General features: G+C 63.8%; 22 protein-coding genes. 19 read left to right on the top strand and 3 right to left on the bottom strand.

Going from position 1 to position 23791, the window contains the following annotated elements; translation table 11 throughout:
• Nucleotides 1–42 precede the first annotated feature (42 nt).
• Nucleotides 43–750 carry a sulfite exporter TauE/SafE family protein gene (locus HDIA_RS13835; protein ID WP_245883871.1) on the top strand — a complete coding sequence of 236 codons (708 nt, stop codon included), beginning with the start codon at nucleotides 43–45 and terminating at the stop codon, nucleotides 748–750.
• Nucleotides 751–764: 14 nt separating this feature from the next.
• Here the strand turns inward: HDIA_RS13835 and HDIA_RS13830 are convergent, their stop codons facing one another.
• Together HDIA_RS13830 and HDIA_RS13825 are read right to left on the bottom strand one after the other, a co-directional pair.
• Nucleotides 765–1454 (bottom strand): uracil-DNA glycosylase, encoded by a 690-nt coding sequence (locus HDIA_RS13830; protein WP_099556696.1) that lies wholly within the window; start codon nucleotides 1452–1454, stop codon nucleotides 765–767.
• Between the two features lie 227 nt (nucleotides 1455–1681).
• The gene (locus tag HDIA_RS13825) at nucleotides 1682–2260 is read right to left on the bottom strand and encodes a LabA-like NYN domain-containing protein (RefSeq protein WP_099556695.1); all 579 of its coding nucleotides are present in this window, start codon (nucleotides 2258–2260) and stop codon (nucleotides 1682–1684) included.
• A 646-nt stretch (nucleotides 2261–2906) separates the two neighbouring features.
• Between HDIA_RS13825 and rpoZ the strand changes: the two genes are divergently transcribed.
• From rpoZ to recO, 9 genes are all read left to right on the top strand, one after another.
• Complete coding sequence (rpoZ, locus tag HDIA_RS13820) at nucleotides 2907–3287, top strand: DNA-directed RNA polymerase subunit omega (RefSeq protein WP_099556694.1); 381 nt, start codon at nucleotides 2907–2909, stop codon at nucleotides 3285–3287.
• Between the two features lie 167 nt (nucleotides 3288–3454).
• Nucleotides 3455–5668, top strand: a complete 2214-nt coding sequence (locus tag HDIA_RS13815; protein ID WP_099556693.1) for a RelA/SpoT family protein — start codon at nucleotides 3455–3457, stop codon at nucleotides 5666–5668.
• 33 nt (nucleotides 5669–5701) lie between these two features.
• Nucleotides 5702–6283 carry an orotate phosphoribosyltransferase gene (pyrE, locus tag HDIA_RS13810; protein ID WP_099556692.1) on the top strand — a complete coding sequence of 194 codons (582 nt, stop codon included), beginning with the start codon at nucleotides 5702–5704 and terminating at the stop codon, nucleotides 6281–6283.
• Nucleotides 6284–6545: 262 nt separating this feature from the next.
• Nucleotides 6546–7076, top strand: coding sequence for a DUF2062 domain-containing protein (locus HDIA_RS13805; protein WP_245883870.1), 531 nt, complete (start codon nucleotides 6546–6548; stop codon nucleotides 7074–7076).
• The gene (gene acpS / locus HDIA_RS13800) at nucleotides 7073–7489 is read left to right on the top strand and encodes a holo-ACP synthase (RefSeq protein WP_099556690.1); all 417 of its coding nucleotides are present in this window, start codon (nucleotides 7073–7075) and stop codon (nucleotides 7487–7489) included. The genes HDIA_RS13805 and acpS overlap by 4 nt, the downstream gene beginning before the upstream one ends.
• 221 nt (nucleotides 7490–7710) lie before the next feature.
• Nucleotides 7711–8469 carry a signal peptidase I gene (gene lepB / locus HDIA_RS13795; protein ID WP_099558900.1) on the top strand — a complete coding sequence of 253 codons (759 nt, stop codon included), beginning with the start codon at nucleotides 7711–7713 and terminating at the stop codon, nucleotides 8467–8469.
• A gap of 8 nt (nucleotides 8470–8477) precedes the next feature.
• Nucleotides 8478–9197, top strand: a complete 720-nt coding sequence (rnc, locus tag HDIA_RS13790; RefSeq protein ID WP_099556689.1) for a ribonuclease III — start codon at nucleotides 8478–8480, stop codon at nucleotides 9195–9197.
• A 120-nt stretch (nucleotides 9198–9317) separates the two neighbouring features.
• Complete coding sequence (era, locus tag HDIA_RS13785) at nucleotides 9318–10283, top strand: GTPase Era (RefSeq protein ID WP_197708026.1); 966 nt, start codon at nucleotides 9318–9320, stop codon at nucleotides 10281–10283.
• A gap of 25 nt (nucleotides 10284–10308) precedes the next feature.
• Nucleotides 10309–11037: a DNA repair protein RecO gene (gene recO, locus HDIA_RS13780; RefSeq protein WP_099556688.1), complete on the top strand. Its 729-nt coding sequence runs from the start codon at nucleotides 10309–10311 to the stop codon at nucleotides 11035–11037.
• A gap of 24 nt (nucleotides 11038–11061) precedes the next feature.
• Here the strand turns inward: recO and HDIA_RS13775 are convergent, their stop codons facing one another.
• Complete coding sequence (locus HDIA_RS13775) at nucleotides 11062–12591, bottom strand: CYTH and CHAD domain-containing protein (protein WP_162292647.1); 1530 nt, start codon at nucleotides 12589–12591, stop codon at nucleotides 11062–11064.
• A 451-nt stretch (nucleotides 12592–13042) separates the two neighbouring features.
• Between HDIA_RS13775 and HDIA_RS13770 the strand changes: the two genes are divergently transcribed.
• The 9 genes from HDIA_RS13770 to pgi all read left to right on the top strand — a co-directional run bounded on the left by HDIA_RS13770 (nucleotide 13043) and on the right by pgi (nucleotide 23603).
• Nucleotides 13043–14644 (top strand): ABC transporter substrate-binding protein, encoded by a 1602-nt coding sequence (locus HDIA_RS13770; RefSeq protein WP_099556686.1) that lies wholly within the window; start codon nucleotides 13043–13045, stop codon nucleotides 14642–14644.
• An 84-nt stretch (nucleotides 14645–14728) separates the two neighbouring features.
• Nucleotides 14729–15250 carry a GNAT family N-acetyltransferase gene (locus HDIA_RS13765; RefSeq protein WP_099556685.1) on the top strand — a complete coding sequence of 174 codons (522 nt, stop codon included), beginning with the start codon at nucleotides 14729–14731 and terminating at the stop codon, nucleotides 15248–15250.
• A 12-nt stretch (nucleotides 15251–15262) separates the two neighbouring features.
• Complete coding sequence (locus tag HDIA_RS13760) at nucleotides 15263–16273, top strand: ABC transporter permease subunit (RefSeq protein WP_099556684.1); 1011 nt, start codon at nucleotides 15263–15265, stop codon at nucleotides 16271–16273.
• 4 nt (nucleotides 16274–16277) lie between these two features.
• Nucleotides 16278–17192, top strand: coding sequence for an ABC transporter permease subunit (locus HDIA_RS13755; RefSeq protein WP_099556683.1), 915 nt, complete (start codon nucleotides 16278–16280; stop codon nucleotides 17190–17192).
• A gap of 4 nt (nucleotides 17193–17196) precedes the next feature.
• Nucleotides 17197–18213, top strand: a complete 1017-nt coding sequence (locus HDIA_RS13750) for an ABC transporter ATP-binding protein (protein ID WP_099556682.1) — start codon at nucleotides 17197–17199, stop codon at nucleotides 18211–18213.
• Nucleotides 18213–19205 carry a dipeptide ABC transporter ATP-binding protein gene (locus HDIA_RS13745; RefSeq protein ID WP_099558898.1) on the top strand — a complete coding sequence of 331 codons (993 nt, stop codon included), beginning with the start codon at nucleotides 18213–18215 and terminating at the stop codon, nucleotides 19203–19205. The genes HDIA_RS13750 and HDIA_RS13745 overlap by 1 nt, the downstream gene beginning before the upstream one ends.
• Before the next feature lie 107 nt (nucleotides 19206–19312).
• Entirely contained in the window at nucleotides 19313–20524 is a 1212-nt protein-coding gene (locus tag HDIA_RS13740; RefSeq protein WP_099556681.1) for a GGDEF domain-containing protein, read from the top strand.
• A gap of 135 nt (nucleotides 20525–20659) precedes the next feature.
• A complete protein-coding gene (locus HDIA_RS13735) occupies nucleotides 20660–21868 on the top strand; it encodes a ceramide glucosyltransferase (protein WP_099556680.1) in 1209 nt (402 codons plus the stop codon).
• A 94-nt stretch (nucleotides 21869–21962) separates the two neighbouring features.
• The gene (gene pgi / locus HDIA_RS13730) at nucleotides 21963–23603 is read left to right on the top strand and encodes a glucose-6-phosphate isomerase (RefSeq protein WP_099556679.1); all 1641 of its coding nucleotides are present in this window, start codon (nucleotides 21963–21965) and stop codon (nucleotides 23601–23603) included.
• Nucleotides 23604–23791: the final 188 nt, after the last annotated feature.

Below are 23791 nucleotides of genomic sequence, written 5' to 3'. Positions count from 1 at the left end.
TCTCGGTGTCGTTCCATCGAATGAGCGGATCCGGCAAGCAACATGGACGTGAACAGTCTGACATTTTTCGGCGGTCTTTTGCTCGGCCTTGCGAGCAGCCTCCATTGCGCCGGAATGTGCGGCGCGATTGCCTCGTCGCTGATGTTCGCGATTTCCCCGGATGATAAACCGTTGACGCGTCTGCGCATTCTTTTGAGCGCCCAGGCGGGCAAGGCCGTCGCCTACACTGCGGCGGGTGCTGCCGTCGGTCTCGCCGGAACATCCCTTTACGGGCTTTTCGATCAGGCGGTGGCCTACCGGTTCCTGCAATGGGCGGCGGCCGCGACTCTCGCGTGGATCGGCCTGACGCTAACCGGGCTCGCGCCGCCGCTCTCTCTGCTCGACCGTCTGACCCGGCCCGTCACCCGCTTCATGGCGCTGAACCCGGTTCCCGCGGGTGCGCGGCCGGGCGTTGCCTTCGGATCTGGGCTCGCCTGGGGATTTCTGCCGTGCGGCATGGTGTTTGGCGCGCTCTTCTACGCGATGCTCTCGGGTTCGGCGCTTTCGGGCGCGGCCGTGATGTTCGGCTTCGGTCTCGGGACCATGCCGTCCGTGACCATGACGGCGCTGGGCCTTGGCGGCATGAAGTCGCTGGCGCGGCGGCCGCAGCTTCGAATCGCGATGGGTCTCGGTCTGATCGGGCTTGCGGCGCTCAGCGTCGTGACGCCGATGGGTGGGCTCTTCGCCTTCTGCCTGCCCCCGGCAGGCTGAAGACCGTCAGGACATCAGGAGGTGCTGTCGATCTCGGCGCGGACGGCGGAGAAGACGTCGCGGAACATCTCCGGCGTCAGGCGCCCGGTGTTCGTGTTGTAGCGCGAGCAGTGATAGCTGTCGGCGAAGAGCAGGGGACCGTTCGGCCCGCTCAAGCGATGCATGGCGCCATGGCTAAAGGTATAGGCCGACGGCGATGCCGACAGGAATGGCTTCAGCGCTTTCAGGGTCGAATCGTGGGCGATGCGTCCAAGGGCGACGATGGCCTTGAGATTTCGGAATTTCCCGATCGTCTCGGTGAGGAAAGGCCGGCAGGCGTTGATTTCGGCGCCGACCGGCTTGTTTTCCGGCGGCACGCAGCGCACCGCGTTGGTGACTGCGGCGCCGACCAGCGTCAGGCTGTCGTCGATCCTTGCCTCGAAGCTGCCGGCGGCGAAGCCGAAGCGGATCAGCGTGTCGTAGAGGAGGTCGCCGGCATAGTCGCCCGTGAAGGGGCGTCCGGTCCGGTTGGCGCCGCGCAGGCCCGGCGCGAGGCCCACGACCAGCAAGCTGGCGTCGGCCGCACCGAATGTCGGGACCGGTGCATTGTGCCAGTCGGGAAATTCCGCTCGTGCCGACTGGCGAAAGGCCACCAGACGCGGGCAGAGCGGGCAGTCACGCCCCGGATCGACGTCGGGAAACGGGAACAAGGCCGTCCGGTTCATGGCGCGGCGTCTCCTTCCTCGGTCTCTGGGGGCCGTGCTTCTGCGTCGACCATCGCCGCCGCGACCTTCGGAAGGACGGCAGGTTTGTCTGACGCGGCAGGGCAAACAGGAAAAAACACGCTGCGCCCGGCCTCGGGACTCGCAGCGTCAGATGACCCATCTATGGGAACCAGGGCAAAGCTCAGGCCGCCACCCGAGTCTTCGTCCCCGTCTTCAACTGCTCCCGATCAATCCTCGTCGTCGTCGGACGCTCGATCGTTCGGACGCGGAGCCCGCTCGTGGGGATCACGACCGATCTTGCCGGAGAGGGTTGCAAGGTCGATGAAGTGGTCGGCCTGGCGACGCAGTTCGTCGGCCACCATTGCCGGTTGTGTCTGCAGCGTTGAAACGACGCTGACCTTGCGTCCCTTGCGCTGGACAGCCTCGACGAGCGAGCGAAAATCGCCGTCCCCCGAGAACAGCACGAGATGGTCCACATGGTCGGCGAGCACCATGGCGTCGACGGCCAATTCGATATCCATCGACCCCTTGATCTTGCGACGTCCGCTTGCGTCGTAGAATTCCTTCGTCGGCTTCGTAACGACCTTGTAGCCGTTGTAGTCCAGCCAATCGATCAGGGGGCGAATCGAGGAATATTCCTGGTCTTCGGCGAGTGCGGTATAATAAAGCGCCCGCAGAAGATAACCCTTCGAACCGAACTCCTTGAGGAGGCGGCGATAGTCGATGTCAAAGCCCAACGCTTTTGCAGTAGCATATAGATTAGCGCCATCAATAAATAACGCAATCTTTTCACGCTCGTCAAACATTGCTCAGCCTTCTACTGCAACTCGTCTAAAAACGAGTGTGCGGACGTTCTGGATTGTATTGTCTTTGCGTTTTTCTGCCGCTTTGGCTTGAGTCCGGCACAAGCAGAGCTATTTTCATTCGAAATGGTTAACGCACTATGACCAATCTGAAACGCCACTCTTAAACCATGATCATTTCGCACATCGCCTGGAATGTGGCCCGATCAATTCCAGCACCTGTTCGAGACTTAGATAGAATCCGCCGGAAAGAATTTTTACAGCAGCTCTTTCAATTTGATGTGAAGCGCCTGCTCACGTTTCCCGTGCAAAGTCCGCATACAATGCAGGGGATCGGAATCCGCATTTCCGATCAGTGGCCAGGCCAACGCACCCGCGAGCCCCTGACTCTCAAAAAAGATTGTCGACCCGCTTGAATTCAGGATTAGGGGAGTCTTGCATTTTTGTCGAGGCGGTTTTATGGATCATCATTGAAACATTCCACACATTCCGCTAGACGCCACGGAAAGGCTCGGTCTCAGCCTTGACGCTTCTTTCCGTGCAGGCACTGCCCGAAGGATGACGAATGTGCTGGAGACCCTGTCACCCTGCCGCGCTTGACGTCCCGTCACGCATGAGGCGGGTGACCGACTGAAGGAGTTGGACAGACATGGCCCGCGTGACCGTTGAAGACTGCATCGACAAGGTCGACAACCGTTTCGATCTGGTGCTGCTCGCCGCCCATCGCGCCCGGATGATCTCGTCCGGTTCGCCGCTGACCGTCGACCGCGACAACGACAAGTTTCCGGTTGTGGCCCTGCGCGAGATCGCCGAGACGACCGTTTCGCCGCAGGATCTCAAGGAAGACCTGATCCATTCCCTGCAGAAATACGTCGAGGTCGACGAGCCGGAGCAGGAGCCGACGGCGCTTCTGGGCAGCCCGGACGCCCCCGAGGAAGACACCGACCTCGCCTTCGACCGGATGTCGGAAGAAGAGCTGCTCAAGGGCCTCGAAGGTCTTGTTCCGCCGGAAAAGGTCGAAGACATCTGAGTTTGGGTTGACGGGAGCACGGCGGATCGGGAATTCTGATCCGCCTGCCATTGCGCAAGCCCCGTGAACAGATAGTCGGGCGGTTTCGCCACCGGACCTTCCGATCTCCACGGCTCGCCTTTCCTTAAAAAGGGGCGGGCCGTTTTATTGGTGCGGATCGCCAGCTCATGATGCGACAGTATGAACTCGTCGAACGGGTTCACCGGTATAATCCCAATTGCGACGAGGCCCTCCTCAACAAGGCCTACGTCTATGCGATGCGCAAGCACGGCACGCAGAAGCGGGCTTCGGGCGATCCCTATTTCTCCCATCCTCTCGAAGTGGCGGCGATCCTCACCGACATGCATGTCGATGACGCGACGATCGCCATCGCGCTGCTGCACGACACCATCGAGGACACGGACGCGACGCGGGCCGAGATCGACCAGATCTTCGGCGAGGAAATCGGCCGTCTCGTCGAAGGGCTGACCAAGCTCAAGCGGCTCGATCTCGTCTCCAAGCGCACCGAGCAGGCGGAAAACCTGCGCAAGCTGCTGCTCGCGGTCGCAGCGGACGTGCGCGTGCTGCTCGTCAAGCTCGCCGACCGGCTGCACAACATGCGCACGCTCGACTATATGCCCGAGCACAAGCGCGGCCGGATTGCCGAGGAGACGATGGACATCTATGCGCCGCTGGCCGGGCGCATGGGCATGCAGGACATGCGTCAGGAACTGGAGCATCTGGCCTTCAAGACGCTCAACCCGGAGTCCTTCAACCGCATCGTCTGGAACCTCCAGGAGCTTCGGACCAAGAACGAGGGACTGATCGCGGACATCGAGAAGGAACTCGTGGAGGCCTTTGCCCAGCGCGGCATCAACGCGGAGGTGAAGGGGCGCGAGAAGTGGCCCTATTCGATCTTCCGCAAGATGCTGCAGAAGCGGGTCGGCTTCGAGCAGCTTTCCGACATCTACGGCTTCCGGGTGCTCGTCGATGACATCGACAGTTGCTACCGCTGCCTCGGTGTCGTCCATACGCTCTGGTCGTCGGTGATGGGGCGGTTCAAGGACTATATCTCGACGCCCAAGCAGAACGACTATCGTTCGCTGCATACGACCGTGGTCGGCCCGCATCGCCAGCGCGTCGAACTGCAAATCCGCACCCACGACATGCACGAGGTGGCCGAATACGGCATCGCCGCGCACACGCTCTACAAGGATCGGCCGCTCGACCTGCTCGGCGGCGAAAGGCTGCCGCAGATTTCGGAGGAAAGCCAGGCCTACGCGTGGCTTCGCATGACGATCGCCTCGCTGTCGGACGGCGCCAATCCGGACGAATTCCTGGAGAACACCAAGCTCGAACTGTTCCAGGACCAGGTCTTCTGCTTCACGCCGAAGGGCACGCTGATCACCCTGCCGCGCGGGGCGACACCGATCGACTTCGCCTACGCGGTCCACACGGACGTCGGCAACACCTGCGTTGGCTGCAAGATCAACGGCACCATCATGCCGCTGGTGACGCCGCTGCAGAACGGCTCGGAAGTGGAAATCATCCGCTCGCCCTCGCAGGTGCCGCCGCCGACGTGGGAATCGATCGCGATCACCGGCAAGGCCCGGGCGGCAATCCGGCGCGCGACGCGCGATCAACTCCGCAAGCAGTATGCGGCGGTGGGTCGGCAGGTGCTGGAAGCCGCGTTCCAGCGCGCCAGTCGGGAGTTCAACGACGCGCTGCTTGAAAAGTCGGCCTCGCGGCTTGGTCTTTCCAACGCCCTCGACGTGATGGCGGGTGTCGGGCGCAGCGAGATCCCGTCCTCCGACGTCATCAAGGCCGTCTATCCCGACTACATGATCCCGCCGCTGGTGGTGGAGACCATGTCGCCGGGCGAGGGCTGGTACAGTTTCGCCCGTGCCGACACGATGAAATTCCGCGTGCCGGAACCGGGGGAGGGCCAGCCGGCCTTTCCGATCCGTTCGATCGCCGGCGACCTTCCCGTGCGCTTTGCGCCGGATGGCGGGGCGGTGCCGGGCGACCGGATCGTCGGCATCCTGATGCCGGGCGAGGGGATCACCATCTACCCGATCCAGTCGCCGACGCTGAAGCAGTTCGACGACCAGCCGGAGAGATGGCTGGATGTTCGCTGGGACATCGACCGCAACAAGCCCGTGCGCTTTCCGGCGCAGGTCATCGTCAGTTCGCTCAACGTGCCGGGCTCTCTCGCGCGTGTCGCCCAGACGATCAGCGAAAACGACGGCAACATCGACAATATCCGGATGGTGGCGCGCACGTCCGACTTCCACGATCTGATCATCGATCTGGAGGTCTACGACCTCAAGCATCTCAATCGCATCATCGCCCAGTTGAAGACGCAGGTGAACGTGTCGGAAGTCGAGCGCGTCAACGGCTGAAGACGGCTACCGAAGCAGACAAGGGGACAGACCATGACAAGGGACGAAGTGCTGGCGGTCTTTCGCGAGGCAGGGGCAATCCTCGAGGGGCATTTCATCCTGAGTTCGGGCCGGCGCAGCAGCGTGTTCCTGCAGAAGGCGCGGGTGTTCATGTCGCCGGAAAAGACGGAAATCGTCTGCAAGGCGCTGGCCGAAAAAATCAGGGCCGCGAACCTCGGTCCGATCGACATGGTGGTTTCGCCGGCCGTCGGCGGCATCGTTCCAGGCTACGAGACCGCCCGTCATCTCGGCGTCCCTGCCGTCTGGGTGGAGCGCGAGGGCGGGGAGTTCCGCCTGCGCCGTTTCGAGATGGAGCCGGGCACCAGGGTCGTCATCGTCGAGGACATCGTGACGACGGGTCTTTCCGTTCGCGAGACGACCGCGGCAATGGAGAAGATCGGCGCCAATGTGGTCGCGGTCGCCTGCCTGATCGACCGGTCGGCCGGAAAGGCGGACGTCGGCCGGCCGCTCGTGGCTCTGGCGGACTACGAGGTGCCGTCCTATGATCCGTCCGAGTTGCCGCCGGAGCTTGCCGCCATTCCCGCCGTCAAGCCCGGCAGCCGGGGACTTTCCTGAAGGGTTGTTCCAAACGGCCCTTGACCGACAAGAACGCGTGAGGGGATCTTGTATTTCCTGAAATGCCGCCCATCATGATTTCTTCAAGATTTCTCCATAAAGGTCTGGAGACGGACAAATCGGGTTGGCAAACTAGGCAATCGGCCGACTCGGCAAGGCTGGGAAAGAGGTTCGGGACATGATGTTTCGCCGGCGTAAGCCGCTCGGATGGCGTCAGCGTATTGAGCAGGCACTGTGGCCCAAGGGTGGGTGGAGCCGGAGCGTGGCGTATTTCCGCAAGCGCATCGTCCGCCTCAAGGCAACGCCGCACGCCGTCGCCGCCGGGGTCGCCGCCGGCGCCTTCTCGTCCTTCACGCCGTTCATCGGCTTTCATTTCCTGCTCGGCTTCGGGGTCGCCTATCTGTTTCGCGGCTCGATGATTGCTGCCGCGCTCGGAACGGCCATCGGCAACCCGCTTACATTCCCCTTCATCTGGCTGTCGACCTTCGAGGTCGGCCGGTTCGTTCTTTCGCTTCTGAACGTCTCCTCGGGCGACGCGGAAGCGCCGCATGCCGCGCTGTTCTCCAAGGGGCTCTTCAATGAAGGGCTGAGCCACCTCTGGCCGACCCTTGAGCCGATGATCGTCGGATCCATCCCGCTCGGGCTTGCAAGCGCTGCCATCGTCTACGCGATTGCCTTCAAGATGGTCGCGACCCATCAGGAAAACCGGCGCCAGCGCCGCGCCGAAGCGCAGGCATCGATGTCGGCCGCGCTGAAGGCGCAATCGGTCAAGGACTTCGGGGAAGCCGCGTGATCATCGGCATTGGCAGCGACTTGATCGACATTCGAAGGGTCGAGAAGACGCTGGACCGTTTTGGTGAGCGCTTCACCAATCGGGTCTTCACGGAAATCGAACGCGCCAAATCCGACCGGCGCAAGATGCGTGCGGCGTCTTATGCCAAGCGGTTCGCCGCCAAGGAAGCCTGTTCCAAGGCGCTCGGCAGCGGCATCAGCATGGGCGTTGCCTGGAAGGAACTCGGCGTCGTCAACCTGCCGTCGGGCAAGCCGACGATCGAGCTCACCGGATCGGCGCGCGAAAGACTGGACAGCCTGACGCCGCAGGGGCTGGTGGCGCGGATCGACGTCACGATCACCGACGACTACCCCCTCGCGCAGGCCTTCGTGGTGATTTCGGCATGGCCATCGGACTGGCCTGTGAACGTTTGATCGTCGCCTGCCGCAACGCTCTGTTGCCGCATTCCAATGGTCGCGATCAGGTCAATTTGAACAGGCTGGACCTCATTTGCTCGGCTTTGCGTTGCGCGTTTCCGCCTGAGACGATATCAACACCGCGTTCTTCCTGAACGCGATCAGGCGGCCCGGGATTCCGCGAAGGCGCGCAGACGTATCGCAGCCATTCGTTTGATGTCGAAACGATGAAGGAAATCATGAGCGTGAGCAGCGACGACGCGACGAGCAAGGACGGTTTCGGCGAAACCATCAAGATCATCATTCAGGCGCTGCTTCTGGCGCTGGTCGTTCGAACCTTCGTCTTTCAGCCCTTCTCGATCCCGTCCGGGTCGATGATGCCGACGCTGCTGATTGGCGATTACCTCTTCGTCTCGAAGTATTCCTACGGCTTCAGCCGTTATTCCTTCCCCTTCGGCATCGTGCCCATGGAGGGACGGGTGTGGGCGACCGCGCCGCATCGCGGCGACATCGTCGTCTTCAAGCTGCCGGCCAATCCGTCCATCGACTACATCAAGCGCGTGGTCGGCCTTCCCGGCGACCATATCCAGGTGAAGGACGGCGTTCTCTACATCAACAACACGGCCGTGCCGCGCGAGCGGGTCGACGACTTCAAGGAGACGACGCCCTTCGGTCAGACCATCTCGGTGCCGGCTTATCGCGAGACCATGCCGAACGGCGTCTCCTACATCACGCTCGACGCCGACCCGAATTCCATGGGCGACAACACCCGCGAGTTCGTGGTGCCGGACGGCCACTATTTCATGATGGGCGACAATCGCGACAACTCCGCCGACAGCCGCATCGACGGCAGCGGCGTGGGCTATGTTCCGTTCGAGAATCTCGTGGGCAAGGCGCAGGTCATCTTCTTCTCCATCGATGAGCAGTCGCGGCCTTGGGAGGTCTGGCGCTGGCCGGAAGATCTCAGGCTGGACCGCCTGTTCACGTTGCTGCACTGAACGGGTCCATGACACCAGGGTTCAAGAGCGCGCTCGCCGCGGTTCAGGATCGGATCGGGCACCGTTTCGCCAATCTCGACGAACTGGTGAATGCGCTCACCCACCGCAGCGCGCTGCATGTGAGCCAGGCCGCGGCGGAAAGCTATCAGCGCCATGAATTTCTCGGTGACCGGGTGCTGGCGCTGGTGATCGCGGACCTCCTGTTCCGGACCTTCCCGGAGGCGGACGAGGGGGATCTTGCGCGCCGTCTCAATTCTCTCGTCCGGCGGGAGACCTGCGCCGCGGTCGCGCGCGATCTCGACCTTGGGGCGGCCATCCGGCTCGGGCCGGGCGAACGCCAGACCGGCGGGCGCAAGAAGGAAGCGATCCTGGCCGATGTCGCCGAGGCCGTGATCGCCGCGATCTATCGCGACGCCGGTTTCGATGCCGCCCGGCGGTTCATCGAGAAGAACTGGTCGGCGCGGATGCACGAGGCGACGTCGCCGCTGCGCGATGCCAAGACGACGTTGCAGGAGTGGGCCCAGGGGCGCGGCCTGCCGGCGCCGCGCTATCAGGTGGCGGAGCGCATCGGCCCCGATCATTCGCCCGAGTTCACGGTCCGGGTCGAGATCGACGGCGTCGAGCCGGCGCTCGGCAAGGGGCGCAACAAGCGGGAAGCCGAGCAGGCGGCCGCCACGAATGCCCTCGTCAGGGAAGGGCTCTGGCAGGTTGATCCACTTGCCGGCTGAGTCCGGTCGATTTTTCGGGTAGATTCGCTCTTTCAAGCGACGAGTCGCCGGCAGTGTCCGGCGGACAAGGCGCAGGCCGCCTTGCACCATCACACAGCACACCACCACGCAGGACAATGCATGACGATTGACGATGACAAGCCGGAGACGATGCCCGTGGAGGGGGAAGACGGCGGCGCGCCGGCGGCCGAGGGGCCGACGCGAGCGGGGTTCGTGGCCCTCATCGGCGCGCCGAATGCCGGCAAGTCGACGCTGCTCAACCAACTCGTCGGCGCCAAGGTCTCGATCGTCAGCCACAAGGTGCAGACGACGCGGGCCATCATGCGCGGGATCGCGATCGAGGGCCGTTCGCAGGTCGTCTTCGTCGATACGCCCGGCATCTTCGCGCCGAAGCGCCGGCTTGACCGGGCGATGGTCGACACGGCCTGGGGCGGCGCCATGGATGCCGACATGGTCGCGCTGCTGATCGACGCCCGCAAGGGCATCGAGCCGGAAATCGGCGGCATTCTGGACAGGCTCGCCGATCTGAAGCGGCCGAAGCTGCTGATCCTGAACAAGATCGATACCGTCAAGCGCGACCAGCTTCTGGCGCTGGCCGCCGATGCCAACGCGCGCGTCAACTTCGATGCGACCTTCATGGTCTCGGCCCTGAATGGCGACGGCGTTGCCGACCTGATGGAGCATCTGGCGAAAGCGGTGCCGGAAGGTCCGTGGCTCTATCCGGAGGACCAGATCTCCGACCTGCCGATGCGCATGCTCGCGGCCGAGATCACGCGCGAGAAGGTCTTCCTGCGCCTTCATGACGAGCTTCCCTATTCCTCCACGGTCGAGACCGACCAGTGGAAGGAGCAGAAGAACGGCGTCCGGATCGAGCAGACGATCTTCGTGGAACGCGAGAGCCAGCGCAAGATCGTGCTCGGCAAGGGCGGGGCGACGATCAAGGCCATCTCGATGGCGGCGCGCGAGGAACTGATGCAGATCGTCGAGCAGCCGGTGCATCTCTTCCTCTACGTGAAGGTGCGCGAGAACTGGGCCGACGATCCCGAGCGCTACCGGGAGATGGGGCTGGAATTCCCGAGGAACTGATGGCGGGAGGCGCCTGAGGCAAGCCATGGAGTGGTCCGGCGAAGGCATCGTGCTCGGCACCCGGGCGCATGGCGAGACGAGCGCGATCCTGGAGGTCATGACGCCAGATCGCGGCCGTCACATGGGCCTCGTCAGGGGCGGCCGGTCGCGGCGGCACCAGGCGATGCTGCAGGCCGGCAACACGCTGGCGCTGACCTGGCGGGCGCGACTGGAGTCGCATCTCGGCCTCTTCACGGTGGAGCCGCTCGTCTCCCGCGCGGCCCGTCTGATCGACGCGCCGGCCGGCGTGCTCGGGTTGCAGACCATCGCCGCCCACTTGCGCTATCTGCCCGAGCGCGACCCGCATCCGGGCCTCTATGAGGCGCTGTCGATCATTCTCGATCACATGGACGACGCCATCGGTGCTGCGCGCCTGCTGGTGCGGTTCGAACTCGCGCTTCTCGACGAACTCGGCTTCGGCCTCGATCTTTCGAAATGCGCGGCCAACGGCCAGACGCATGACCTTGCCTGGGTCTCGCCGAAGACCGGGCGGGCCGTCAGCCGGGAGGCGGGGCTGCCCTATGCGCCGAAGCTTTTGGCGCTTCCCGTCTTCCTCAGCGAGCGGGAGGCCGATGTTTCGGTGGACGATCTCCAGGCAGCGCTGCAGCTGACCGGATATTTTCTCATCCGCCATCTCGCCGAACCGCGTGGCCAGCCGCTGTCTCCGGCGCGCGACCAGTTTCTCGGACGGCTGCGGGTGGTCCCGGCGGCCTGAGCAGGGCCTGCGCGACGGAAGTATTCAGCCGAGCAGTTTGACGACCTTTTTCCACTCTCTCTCTGCCTGCGCGCAATGCCAGCCGAGGATGAAGCCGACGGCGTGCGCGGCGTGCAGACGCTCCTTGGGATCGCCCGGTGTCTCCGCCCGGTCGCCTTCCTCGGCAACCAGCGTGTGGAGCTTTTCGGCCATGACGACGTCGTTCATGTAGCCGAGGTGGTCCTGCACTTCCTTTGTCTTCGCAAGCAACTTGCGCATGGCCTTGCCGCCAATGACGGGTGCGAAGAAGTCGAGCAGATAGCGCAGTTTCTTGTAGGCTTTGCGCAGGCTGTGGCGCTCCTCGGCGGTGAGGTCGGCAAGCCGGTCCGTGTATTTGGCGATCCGCTCCTGCTGCCGGGCGATCGCATTCTTCGCGAAGGGCAGCAACCGGTAGGCGAGAGCCTCGTCGAAACCGTTGCGCCATTCCCGGCATTCGGTGAATTCGGTCAGGTCGATGAGGAAGGTCGTGCCGTCCGTGCCGGCGATGACGGAGCGGACATCGGCCCTCAGCCGCTCGCGTCTGCGTTCCAGCAGCGCGACGAGGCCGGTCACGTCGACACGGTCCTTCAAGGGGCCGATGATTTCGTCGATGAGCACGTCGATGTCGCGCAATTCGCCGACGATGGTCGCAAGCCGTTTGGCTTCCTCGTCGAGGACCCTGGCCTTCGTCCAGTCCATCACCGGCCTGAAGGCCAGAAGGGTGCTCCTCAACCGGCGCAACCCGACACGGAGTTGGTGCGGGCCTTCCGGATCGGCGCTGTCGATGACGGCGGCAGCATTGGCGGCGATCTGGCCGACGCAGGAGCGCAGGCAGGCGCCGAGCGCCGTTTCGACCGTCATATCGCCATCGAGCGCGGGCAGGCTTGCCGGCTCGGGAGCCGCCAGGTCTTCCAGGTCTCCGGCCTTCATGCGGTAACCGAGCGTCGCCTTCGATCCGCCGGCGAGGCGAATCGACAGCCCTGGCAGCATTTTCTTGGCGAGGGCGAAAAGGGCTTCGGGCGTTTGCTCCTTCAGCTCGAATTCGACCTCCTGGAAGGCATGCGACTTGCGTCCGATCACGACCTTGCCATCGTCGAGCGCAAGGGAGACGACGGCACTGTCTTCCAGATGAATCTCGGCTTCGTGCCGCTCGACAACGATCCGGAACTGCCGTTCGAGTGGCTGTCCGCCGCAGGCCTTTTCGATGGCGGCGGCAATATCGGAAGGAAAGGCGGAAAGGTCCGGCGATGTCCGGCGCGCGGGGAGGGGGGCGTTCACTTCGGTGCGCGCCATCAGGCCGATGGTCTGTTTGCCTGAAAACTTCGCCGTTTGAATCGGGGTCGGTGCCTCGCCCTTGCGCAGCCGGAGGCTGATGCCGGCCTTGCGCAGGGATTCCTCCGTCGTGTCGAAATAGCTGCTGTCGAGCGTCAGAACCTTCTTCTCAACGGCGTTCTTGAACAGTGGATGATCCTGAAGCCGTTTGAGGCCCGGGCTGTCGATGGCGAACTTCAACTCGGTTTCGATCGGCGCGGCCATTGCCCATGCATTCCTGTGCTGTAAAATCGGCGAGCCTTGTCGGGCAGGCCTCGGGTGGGTCCGTTCCGGCAGCATGGCGATTGCGGCAGGCGGAGAGCCGAGACCGAGATTACATGCCGCTTTCTTCGGCGCAAGTGATTGAAATCAATTAGTTGTCTAATGATTCTCGTTCGGAATTGACGAGCGCGCCGCATAAAAGAACGGTGCAATGCGCCCGCCAGCACAAGTTGATGGACCGCACCGGTTCGGGTTGAAAATCAACGCGCGAGCAAGATTGATCGGCTGATCAAAATTTTATCGGACGGCGCGAAATTTGGGCTTGAAATCCCCGCCCGTGTCGGATCGGATACGACCCGTCGATCGGGGCACAAGAAGCAAGCAGCGCGGTCCCGACGATCACGGTTCTCGCATTGACCGGACCATAGTCCGGCGCACAGGGGAGTGCGATTTCATGGCATTTTCATCCCGTCTTCTGACGGCTACCGTTCTTGCGGCCGGGCTGGCCTTCGGCCTGTCGCCGGCAAGCGCCAAGACGCTGATCTACTGTTCCGAAGGCAGCCCGGAAGGCTTCGATCCGGCGCCTTACGCCGCCGGCACGACCTTCGATGCCTCGTCCAAGCCGATCTACAACGGCCTCACGGGGTTCGAGCGCGGCACGACCAACGTCGTTCCGGCGCTGGCCGAATCCTGGGATGTCTCGGATGACGGCACGGTCTACACCTTCCACCTGCGCAAGGGCGTGAAGTTCCAGACCACCGACTACTTCACCCCGACGCGCGACTTCAACGCCGACGACGTGGTCTTCTCCTTCACCCGCCAGAATGACGAGAAGGATCCCTGGTATTCCTACGCCGGCGGTACGTGGGAGTACTGGACGGGCATGGACATGCCCGCGCTGATCAAGTCGATCGAGAAGGTCGACGACTACACGGTGAAGATGACGCTCAACGAGCCGAACGCGCCGATGCTCGCCAACCTTGCGATGGATTTCGCCGCCATCGTGTCCAAGGAATATGCAGACAAACTGATGGCCGCCGGCACGCCGGAGCTTCTGAACCAGCAGCCGGTCGGCACCGGCCCCTTCACCTTCGTCGCCTATCAGAAGGACGCCGTGATCCGCTACAAGGCCAATCCCGACTACTGGGACGGCAAGCAGCCGATCGACGACCTCATCTTCGCGATCACGCCGGATGCGTCCGTGCGCGAGCAGAAGCTGAAGTCGGGCGAATGCAACGTCATCGGCTATCCGAATCCGGCCGATATCGAGGCGCTCAAGGCCGACAGTTCGATCCAGATGATGGAGCAGCCGGGCCTGAACATCGGCTACCTCGCCTACAACACCATGATGGCGCCCTTCGACAAGCCGGAAGTGCGCAAGGCGCTCAACATGGCGATCAACAAGCAGGCGATCCTCGACGCGGTGTTCCAGGGCTCGGGCCAGATGGCCAAGAACCCGATCCCGCCGACGATGTGGAGCTACAACGAGGCCACCGTCGACGATCCCTACGATCCGGCGAAGGCCAAGGAGATGCTCGACGCGGCCGGCGTGACCGACCTGTCGATGAAGATCTGGGCGATGCCCGTGGCGCGGCCCTACAACCCGAATGCCCGCCGCATGGCCGAGCTCATCCAGGCGGACTTCGCCAAGGTGGGCGTGAGCGTCGAGATCGTCTCCTACGAGTGGGGCGAATACCTCAAGCGTAGCCAGGACAAGGAGCGCGACGGTGCGCTGCTGATGGGCTGGACCGGCGACAACGGCGATCCGGACAACTTCCTCGGCGTGCTGCTCGGCTGCGCCGGCGTTGGCGGTTCCAACCGCGCCAACTGGTGCTACCAGCCCTTCGACGATCTAGTGACTAAGGCCCGCACCGTTGCCGACACGGCCGAGCGCACCAAGCTCTACGAACAGGCCCAGCTCGAGTTCAAGAGCCAGGCCCCGTGGGCGACCATCGCGCATTCGACGGTCTTCATGGCAATGTCGCCGAAGGTGTCGGGCTACAAGATGGATCCGCTCGGCAGCCACCGCTTCGACGGTGTCGATATCGCCGAGTGATCGGATCGCGCTGAACTGAGGTGGACGGGGTTTCTGGCCCCGTTCACCTCATTCGCGTTCCAAAGGTCCCAAAAGGACTCCGCCTTGTCCTCGATTGGCGATGCCGGGATGCCTGAGACCAGTTCTGTCCGGCGTGCGCGTCCGGACGACCATTCCGTACTGGCAACCCTTTGGCACGATGCCTGGCATGATGGTCACGCGGCACTTCTCGACCGGGATGTCGTGGCTGCGCGAACGCGGGACTCCTTTCTTCACCGCCTGCAGTACACGCCGTTCGACGACGTCCTCGTCGCCGAGTGTCACGGCGAGCTTCTCGGCTTTGCGGCGATGATCGCCGGCGAGGTCGATCAGCTGTACGTCGCCGGGCGGGCACGGGGCAGGGGAATCGCGGGACGACTCCTGTCGGCTGCCGCGCAATCGCTTGCGGAGAAGGGCCATCGCACCATCCGTCTGCAATGCGCTGTGGGCAACGCCAGGGCGCTGGCCTTCTATCTGCGTGAGGGCTGGCGGATCGAGAAAACCGAGCCCATGCTGCTTTGGATGCCACCCGGAGCCCCGGACCGTCGCCATCCGACGCATCTGATGGTCAAAACAAACAATCACTGAGCCCGAGGCGCCATGCTCTCGTTCATCCTCAGACGGATCGGTCTTGTCATCCCCACCTTCATCGGGGTGACGATCGCCGCCTTCTTCTTCATTCGTATGCTCCCCGGAGACCCGATCCTGCTGCTCGCCGGCGAGCGCGGCCTCAGTCCCGAGCGCTATGCGGAACTCGCCCATCGCTTCGGCTTCGACCGGCCGCTCTACGAGCAGTATTTCGTCTATCTCGGTAACCTGTTCCAGGGCGACTTCGGCGTTTCCTTCTCCACCAAGCGGCCAGTGCTGAGCGAGTATTTCACGCTCTTTCCGGCTACGCTCGAGCTCTCGCTCTGCGCGATGCTGCTGTCCATCGTGCTCGGCGTGCCGGCCGGTGTGATCGCCGCCATCCGGCGCGGCAAGACGACCGACCATGCCGTCATGACGACTGCGCTCGTCGGATATTCAATGCCGATCTTCTGGTGGGCGCTGCTGCTCATCATCGTCTTTTCCGGCTGGCTGCAATGGACGCCGGTGTCGGGCCGCATCTCGCTGCTCTATTTCTTCAAGCCGGTGACGGGCTTCATGCTGATCGACAGCCTGCTGTCGGGACAGAAGGGCGCCTTCGCCTCCGCCGTGCAGCATCTCATTCTGCCGTCCATCGTGCTCGGCACCATTCCGCTCGCGGTCATTGCGCGCCAGACGCGGTCGGCGATGCTGGAGGTGCTCGGCGAGGACTACATCCGCACGGCGCGGGCAAAGGGCCTTTCGCCCTTCCGCGTCGTCGGGGTTCATGCCCTGCGCAACGGCCTCATTCCCGTCATCACCACCATCGGCCTGCAAACGGGCGTTCTGCTCGCCGGCGCGATCCTGACCGAGACGATCTTCTCCTGGCCCGGCATCGGCAAATGGATGATCGATTCCATATCGCGGCGCGACTATCAGGCCGTCCAGGGCGGCCTGGTGCTGACAGCCGTCATGGTGATGCTCGTCAACCTGGCGGTCGATATCGCCTATGGCTTCATCAACCCCAAGATCCGGCACGTGAGGTGAGGCGATGAGCGAAGCAACACAAGGGGTCGCCGCCGCTCGGCCGGCCGGTCCCGAACGTCCGGGACCGTTTCGTGAGTTCTGGCACTATTTTCGCGAAAACCGGGGAGCGGTGATCGGGCTCGTGATCTTCGTCGCGCTGGTCCTGGTCGCGATCTTCGCGCCGCTGGTCGCGCCGTTTTCACCCGACGAGCAGTTCCGCGACAACTTGCTGACACCCCCCGTCTGGGCGGCGGGCGGCGATCCGCGGTTCCTGCTTGGAACCGATCCGATCGGCCGGGACATGCTGTCGCGCCTAATCTACGGTTCGCGCTTCTCGCTCTTCATCGGCCTTTTCGTGGTTACGATCGCGCTCGTCGGCGGCATCTCACTCGGCCTGCTTGCCGGGTTCATCGGGGGCTGGGTCGATACGATCATCATGCGGGTGATGGACGTGATCCTGGCCTTCCCGAGCCTGCTGCTCGCGCTCGTTCTGGTGACGATCCTCGGACCGGGGCTCGGCAACGCGATGATCGCCATCGCCGTCATCCTGCAGCCGCACTATGTGCGCCTGACGCGGGCGGCGGTGATGAGCGAGCGGGGCAGGGACTATGTGACGTCGGCGCGCATCGCGGGAGCTGGCAAGCTGCGGCTGATGTTCATCACCATCCTGCCCAATTGCATGGCGCCGCTCATCGTGCAGGCCGCGCTCTCCTTCTCCAACGCGATCCTTGAAGCGGCTGCTCTCGGCTTCCTCGGCATGGGCGCGCAGCCGCCGACGCCGGAGTGGGGCACGATGCTCGCCGAATCGCGCGAATTCATCCTGCGGGCCTGGTGGGTGGTGACCTTCCCCGGCCTTGCCATCCTGATCACGGTTCTGGCGATCAATCTCATGGGCGACGGCCTGCGCGATGCGCTCGATCCGAAGCTGAAGCGGAGCTGAGGCGATGGCACTCCTCGAAATCGACAACCTCACCGTCGAATTCATGACCGCCAGCGGCCGCTTCCGGGCCGTGGACGGCATTTCGCTCGTCTGCGATACCCGAGAGATTCTCGCGATCGTCGGCGAATCCGGTTCCGGCAAGTCGGTGTCCATGCTGGCGCTGATGGGTCTGTTGCCATGGACCGCCAAGGTCAGCGCCGACGTGATGCGGTTCAATGGCCACGATCTGATGGGCATTTCCGCGCGCGAGCGGCGGCGCATCATCGGGCGCGACATGGCGATGATCTTCCAGGAGCCGATGTCGAGCCTCAACCCCTGCTTTACGGTCGGCTTCCAGATCGGCGAGGTGCTGCGCATTCACCTGAAGATGCCGCGCGCCGAGCGCCGCCGGCGGATCATCGAGCTTCTGGAGCTTGTCGGCATTCCGGCGCCGGAGGACCGGATGAAGGTCTTCCCGCATCAGCTTTCGGGCGGCATGAGCCAGCGCGTGATGATCGCCATGGCGCTCGCCTGCAATCCGAAGCTCCTCATCGCCGACGAGCCGACGACGGCGCTCGACGTGACGATCCAGGCGCAGATTCTGGACCTTCTGGTGAACCTTCAGGCGGAACACGGCATGGGTCTCGTGCTCATCACGCACGACATGGGCGTGGTGGCCGAGACCGCGCACCGGGTGCAGGTGCAATACGCCGGGCAGAAGGTGGAGGAGCAGCAGGTCGCAGGTCTCTTCGCCGATCCGCACCATCCCTATACGAGCGCGCTGCTGGCGGCCCTGCCGGAGCGGGCGACCGGCCGCAAGCTGCCGTCGATCCCCGGCGTCGTGCCGGGCCAGTTCGACCGCCCGCCGGGCTGCCTGTTCAGTCCCCGATGCCGCTTCGCAACGAAGCGATGCGACGAAAAGGTGCCGCATCGCCAGGGCGAGAAGGCGGGCTTTGCGCTCTGCCACTATCCGCTCGTCGGCGGCCGGCCGCTCGGCCACCCCAATCCCGACCGTATTGCCAATGCCGAGGCCCTGACATGATGACTTCCGGCGTTCCCGTCATCGAGGCGCAGGACCTCAAGCGCTTCTACCAGCTGCCGACCGGGCCGTTCTCCAAGCCGGCGACGGTCCGCGCACTCGCCGGAGCCTCCTTCACGCTTCAGGCCGGCAAGACGCTGGCGGTCGTCGGGGAATCGGGCTGCGGCAAGTCCACGCTCGCCCGCGTCGTGACGATGATCGAGCCGCCAAGCGAGGGCAGCCTGACCATCGCGGGCATGAATGCCTCCGCCGGGCCGCGCGGGCATGACGCGAAGGCGCTGCGCCTTGCGGTGCAGATCGTCTTCCAGGATCCTTACGGCTCGCTCAACCCGCGCCAGAAGATCGGCACGATCCTCGAGGAGCCGCTCGTCATCAACGGCAGCGCCGACGCCGCGACGCGGCGGACCAAGGCGCTCGACATGCTCAAGAAGGTCGGCCTGAGGCCGGAGCATTACGACCGCTATCCGCACATGTTCTCCGGTGGCCAGCGCCAGCGGATCGCCATCGCGCGGGCCCTGATGACGCAGCCGAAGGTTCTCGTTCTCGACGAACCGGTCTCGGCGCTCGACGTTTCGATCCAGGCGCAGGTGCTCAATATCCTGACTGACCTGCAGACCGAGTTCGGCCTCGCCTATCTCTTCATCAGCCACGACCTTTCCGTCGTCCGGCACATGGCGGACGAGGTGATGGTGATGTATCTCGGCCGGCCCGTGGAGCATGCCGACCGGGACTCGCTGTTCGGGCGGCCGCTGCATCCCTATACGCGGGCCTTGCTCTCGGCGACGCCGGTCGCCGATCCGACCGCGCGCAAGGAACGTATACGGCTGAGCGGCGAATTGCCCTCGCCGTTGAAACCGCCGAGCGGCTGCGCCTTCCACCCGCGCTGTCCCTTCGCGAACGATCGGTGCCGGGTCGAGTTGCCGGCCCTGCATGTCGAGGGTTCAGACCTTGCCGTTGCCTGCCATGGCGTGCGGGAAGGGCGAATCGCTGCCTGAAACGGGTCGTTCCGCAGGCCTCGTTCCCGTTATGGATTGTCGTTAAAGCTTGTTAAAGACGAATGAGTTAGCAATGGGATAGCGTCAATCACACGGTTTCCGGACTCATGACCCTGCTGCACGTACCGACGATGCTGTTCGTGCTGACAGCCTTGCTGCTGCTCTATGCCGGATATTTCGGTCTTGCGTGGTGGATGGATCGAAGCCGGGTCTACAACGCCTTCCTCATGGCGCCAATGGGCGTCGGCGCCGTTGCTGTCGCGCTTTTCGCATTGCGTGGCCATATCTCCGATCTGCTTTCCATTGTCATCTCTAACGCACTCGTCCTTCTGGCCTGTGGCCTTCTGCTGACGGCGCTGCGTCTCTTCGATGGCCGCCGGGCTCTGGCTCTGCCGCTCCTCGCAGGCGCCCTGGTCTGGCTGGTCGCCTGTTCCATTCCCGCATTTTATGGCTCGTTGATCAGCCGTGTTGCCGCGATGTCTCTCATGATGTCGATCTATATGCTCGCCATGGCGAGGGAGGTGATGCGGAACCATCGACAGGAGCCGCTGCATTCGCGCAAGCCCCTGGCCTTTGTCATGATCGTCCACGCGATTGTTTTTGCCATTCGCATCCCGTTGATGTGGAATCACCCCCTCGCGGACAAGGGCGGGCTGCTCTCCACTCCGTGGATCAGCGCGATTGTCTTTGAACTCCTCCTGCACTGGGTGGCGTTTGCCCTGCTGCTGGTCAGCCTCTCCAAGGAGCGAGCCGAGGCGGATCTTCGCAAAAGGGCCGAGACCGATGCCTTGACGGGACTGCTCGACCGGCGGGCCTTTCTGGAGAAGCTGCAGTCCGTCTTCGGCAATGCGAGCGCCACCAGTTCGTTCGTGCTCTTCGACCTCGACCATTTCAAGTCGATCAATGACCGCTCCGGTCATCTTGCAGGAGACCGGGTGCTGGTCGCCTTCTCGCGGATCCTGGAAAGTCACACTCCGGAAGGAGCGATCCTGGGGCGAATCGGCGGCGAGGAATTCGGCTGCTTCTTTCCCGGTGTCGACCGGGATGAGGCAGCCGAGGTCGCCGATCGGGTCCGGCTGACGCTCGTCGAGACGGACATTCTTGTCGGCGACAAACTGCTGCGCCCGACTGTCAGTTCCGGCGTCAGCGACATTGAGGAAGCGGGCGCCTCCTTCGAGGGACTGATGCTGCTGGCGGACCGCCGGCTTTATGCCGCAAAATCGGCTGGCCGGAACCGCGTCATCTGGATGGACGACCCTGCGCCCGCCCGCGACCTCGAAGCGCTGGCCATCGCGACGGTCCGTCCGGTCGCCGTCTGATCGGCCCACGGCTCTTTTCTTCCTGACGCCGGACCGTGCATCGTCACGGAACTGTCTTGAGACTGTGACATCCCGCTATGATGGCTGACTGGTGCGATGGCAGCCGTCAACGACCTCTGACGAGACGCGGGTTTCATGACGACGCTTTTCTTCGGTCTTTTCAGCTTCTTCCTTTTCGCATTCGCCGTTCATCTTTGCAGCATGGCACTCGTCGTCGGGCGTGATGTCATCAGACGGCGCGCCGAGGCCAGGACGGTTCCGGTTCCCCCCCTGACGATCCTCAGGCCCGTCCGGGGGCTGGAGAACCATCTGGAGACAACGCTCGAGTCGGCGTTTCTGCTGGATCATTCCGACTATGAAATTCTCTTCTGCGTCGATGACGGCAACGATCCGGTGGTGCCGCTCTGCAAGCGCCTGATGGCGCGTCACCCCGACAAGGACGCCCGTCTGCTGGTGGGCAAGGATCCGATCAGCCTCAATCCGAAGCTCAACAACATGGTCAAGGGCTGGGCCGAGGCGCGCTACGACTTTGTCGTCATGGCGGACAGCAACGTCCTGATGACGCCCGACTATCTCCAGACGCTGTTCGCCGCCTGGGACGAGACGACCGGCCTTGTCTGTTCGCCGCCGACCGGCGGATACCCGGACGGATTGCTGGCGGATGTCGAATGCGCCTTCCTCAACAGCTTCCAGGGGCGCTGGCAGCTTTGCGCCGATGCGTTCGGGCTCGGCTTTGCGCAGGGCAAGACCATGCTCTGGAAGAAGGCCGACCTCGACGCCGCCGGCGGCATTGCGGCGCTCGGCAGCGAGGTCGCCGAGGATGCCGCCTCGACCAAGGTCGTGCGTGAGGCCGGAAAGAGGGTCCGTCTGGTCCGTCGTCCGTTCGTTCAGCCGCTTGGGCAACGCACGCTCGGGGAAGTCTGGCTGCGGCAGTTGCGCTGGGCCAGGCTGCGCCGGGCGTCCTTCCCGCTCTTCTTCGCGCCGGAAGTCATCGCGGGCGGGTTCTTCCCGCTTTGCGCCCTCGCGGCGTTGGCGATCCTCGGATATGTGCCGGCCGGCGCTCCGGTACTCGCGGCCGTTCTCTGGTATGGCGCGGAGGCGGCTCTGGCGCGCTTCATGGGCTGGCCGGTCTCCCTGCGGATGTTCCTTGCTTTCCTCGTGCGCGACATGATGCTGCCTGTTCTCTGGCTTGCGGCCATCTTCGGAAGCGATTTTTCGTGGCGGGGCAACGCCATGCATGTCCGTCGCGGCGAGGAGGAGTCCTTTGGTCCGGCCGCCGCCCTGCGGTGGCTCGGCGGCTGGCGGCGGCGCACTGTCGATATAGCCCAGCCGGACGGCGAGTGATCATAGGACTGGCCAGATCTCCTCTGGCCTTGCGGGAACTTGGCCCCTATGATCCGCGGCGTTTTGGCAGGCCCCCGTCCGGAGAGAGTCCTTTATGCCCAGCGCCCTCGATGCCGCTCTTGCCCAGCTTCTCGACCTTCGAGCAAAAGTCGAGAAGACCACGATGCGAGAGAAATTCGCAAACGATGGCAAGAGGTTCGACCGGTTTCAGGTTCGCCTTGACGACATGCTCCTGGACTATTCCAAGAACCGGATCGACGACGCCGTGATGTCGGCGCTCATTGAGCTTGCAAAGGCCTCCGGCGTTGCGGAGCGCCGCGATGCGATGCTCTCCGGCGAGGCGATCAACATCACCGAGAAGCGGGCCGTGCTACACACGGCCCTGCGCAACCGCTCCGACCGCGCGATCCTGGTCGAGGGCAAGGACGTGATGCCGGACGTGCGCGAGGTGCTTTCGCGCATGAAGGAATTCGTCGGCCAGGTCCGCGGCGGCGACATCGTCGGTTCGGCCGGGCACAAGTTCACCGACGTCGTCAACATCGGCATCGGCGGGTCGGATCTCGGTCCCTATATGGCGACGCTGGCGCTTTCGCCCTTTTCCGGCGGCGGGCCGCGCATGCACTATGTCTCCAATGTGGACGGCGCCCACATCGCCGACACGCTGAGGACGCTCGATCCGCGCAAGACGCTGTTCATCGTCGCATCCAAGACCTTCACCACCTCCGAGACCATGACCAACGCCATGACGGCGCGCGACTGGATCGGGTCCGCGCTTGGCGAGGCGGCGGTTCCGGCGCATTTCTGCGCGGTCTCCACCGCCCTCGACAGGGTGACCGAATTCGGCATCGGCCTCGACCGGGTCTTCGGCTTCTGGGACTGGGTCGGTGGGCGCTATTCGGTCTGGGGGGCGATCGGACTGCCGGTCGCGATTGCCGTCGGGTTCGAGAATTTCGAGGCGATGCTCTCCGGTGCGCACGAGATGGACCGCCATTTCGCCGAGGCGCCGCTGGAGGCCAACATGCCGGTGATCCTCGGCCTGCTCGGCATCTGGTACCGCAATATCTACGGATTCCCGACCCATGCCGTGCTGCCCTACGACCAGCGGCTGGCCCGCTTCCCGGCGTACCTGCAGCAGCTCGACATGGAATCGAACGGCAAGAGCGTGACGCTTTCGGGCGAGGGCGTGACCCATGCGACGGGCCCCATCGTCTGGGGCGAACCGGGCACCAACGGCCAGCATGCCTTCTACCAGCTCATCCATCAGGGCACGGATGTCATACCGGCGGACTTCCTCGTTGCCGCCGTTCCGCACGAGCAGCTGTCCGATCATCACGCCAAGCTGGTGGCGAACTGCCTTGCCCAGACCGAAGCGCTGATGAAGGGCAAGACGCTGGAGGAGGCAACGGCGGAACTGGAAGCGTCCAGGATGGCGCCGGAGGAGATCGAGGCGCTGGCGCCGCACAAGGTCTTTCCCGGCAACCGGCCGACCAACACTATTCTCTACAAGTCGCTCGACCCGAAGACACTCGGCCGGCTCATCGCGCTTTACGAACACAAGGTCTTCGTGCAGGGCGTGATCTGGCAGATCAATTCCTTCGACCAGTGGGGCGTCGAGCTTGGCAAGCAACTGGCGAGCGCCCTGCTGCCGGCCGTCAAGGGCGAGGCCAAGCCCGCCAAGGCGCAGGACGCCTCGACGAAGGGACTTGTCGCCGCGTTCCATGCGCTACGCGCATGATCGTCCAGTATGCCATGCACTTGGCGGGTGGACGTTTGTTCGGAATCCGAATTTAACAGCTTCGCATGTCGGACGATCTGGAGTATTCGAAGGCCAGCGGTTCCTGCCGCTGCCCGTCGGTTTGCGACGGCGCCGTTGAGTGATATCACTTAACTCAGGCGTCGCTCCTTTCGACCCGTCTTGCGCCG

The organism is Hartmannibacter diazotrophicus (assembly GCF_900231165.1).
GTDB classification, from domain to species: Bacteria; Pseudomonadota; Alphaproteobacteria; order Rhizobiales; family Pleomorphomonadaceae; genus Hartmannibacter; species Hartmannibacter diazotrophicus.
The sequence above is the reverse complement of the archived record's forward strand: the minus strand, read 5'-3'. Positions and strand labels throughout refer to the sequence as shown.

What these genes read in the sequence shown, in the direction of transcription:
- HDIA_RS13835 (WP_245883871.1), top strand. Translation starts at nt 43, where the DNA reads ATGGACGTGAACAGTCTGACATTTTTCGGCGGTCTTTTGCTCGGCCTT.
- HDIA_RS13830 (WP_099556696.1), bottom strand. Translation starts at nt 1,454, where the DNA reads ATGAACCGGACGGCCTTGTTCCCGTTTCCCGACGTCGATCCGGGGCGT.
- HDIA_RS13825 (WP_099556695.1), bottom strand. Translation starts at nt 2,260, where the DNA reads ATGTTTGACGAGCGTGAAAAGATTGCGTTATTTATTGATGGCGCTAAT.
- rpoZ (WP_099556694.1), top strand. Translation starts at nt 2,907, where the DNA reads ATGGCCCGCGTGACCGTTGAAGACTGCATCGACAAGGTCGACAACCGT.
- HDIA_RS13815 (WP_099556693.1), top strand. Translation starts at nt 3,455, where the DNA reads ATGATGCGACAGTATGAACTCGTCGAACGGGTTCACCGGTATAATCCC.
- pyrE (WP_099556692.1), top strand. Translation starts at nt 5,702, where the DNA reads ATGACAAGGGACGAAGTGCTGGCGGTCTTTCGCGAGGCAGGGGCAATC.
- lepB (WP_099558900.1), top strand. Translation starts at nt 7,711, where the DNA reads ATGAGCGTGAGCAGCGACGACGCGACGAGCAAGGACGGTTTCGGCGAA.
- rnc (WP_099556689.1), top strand. Translation starts at nt 8,478, where the DNA reads ATGACACCAGGGTTCAAGAGCGCGCTCGCCGCGGTTCAGGATCGGATC.
- era (WP_197708026.1), top strand. Translation starts at nt 9,318, where the DNA reads ATGACGATTGACGATGACAAGCCGGAGACGATGCCCGTGGAGGGGGAA.
- recO (WP_099556688.1), top strand. Translation starts at nt 10,309, where the DNA reads ATGGAGTGGTCCGGCGAAGGCATCGTGCTCGGCACCCGGGCGCATGGC.
- HDIA_RS13775 (WP_162292647.1), bottom strand. Translation starts at nt 12,591, where the DNA reads ATGGCCGCGCCGATCGAAACCGAGTTGAAGTTCGCCATCGACAGCCCG.
- HDIA_RS13770 (WP_099556686.1), top strand. Translation starts at nt 13,043, where the DNA reads ATGGCATTTTCATCCCGTCTTCTGACGGCTACCGTTCTTGCGGCCGGG.
- HDIA_RS13760 (WP_099556684.1), top strand. Translation starts at nt 15,263, where the DNA reads ATGCTCTCGTTCATCCTCAGACGGATCGGTCTTGTCATCCCCACCTTC.
- HDIA_RS13755 (WP_099556683.1), top strand. Translation starts at nt 16,278, where the DNA reads ATGAGCGAAGCAACACAAGGGGTCGCCGCCGCTCGGCCGGCCGGTCCC.
- HDIA_RS13750 (WP_099556682.1), top strand. Translation starts at nt 17,197, where the DNA reads ATGGCACTCCTCGAAATCGACAACCTCACCGTCGAATTCATGACCGCC.
- HDIA_RS13745 (WP_099558898.1), top strand. Translation starts at nt 18,213, where the DNA reads ATGACTTCCGGCGTTCCCGTCATCGAGGCGCAGGACCTCAAGCGCTTC.
- HDIA_RS13740 (WP_099556681.1), top strand. Translation starts at nt 19,313, where the DNA reads ATGACCCTGCTGCACGTACCGACGATGCTGTTCGTGCTGACAGCCTTG.
- HDIA_RS13735 (WP_099556680.1), top strand. Translation starts at nt 20,660, where the DNA reads ATGACGACGCTTTTCTTCGGTCTTTTCAGCTTCTTCCTTTTCGCATTC.
- pgi (WP_099556679.1), top strand. Translation starts at nt 21,963, where the DNA reads ATGCCCAGCGCCCTCGATGCCGCTCTTGCCCAGCTTCTCGACCTTCGA.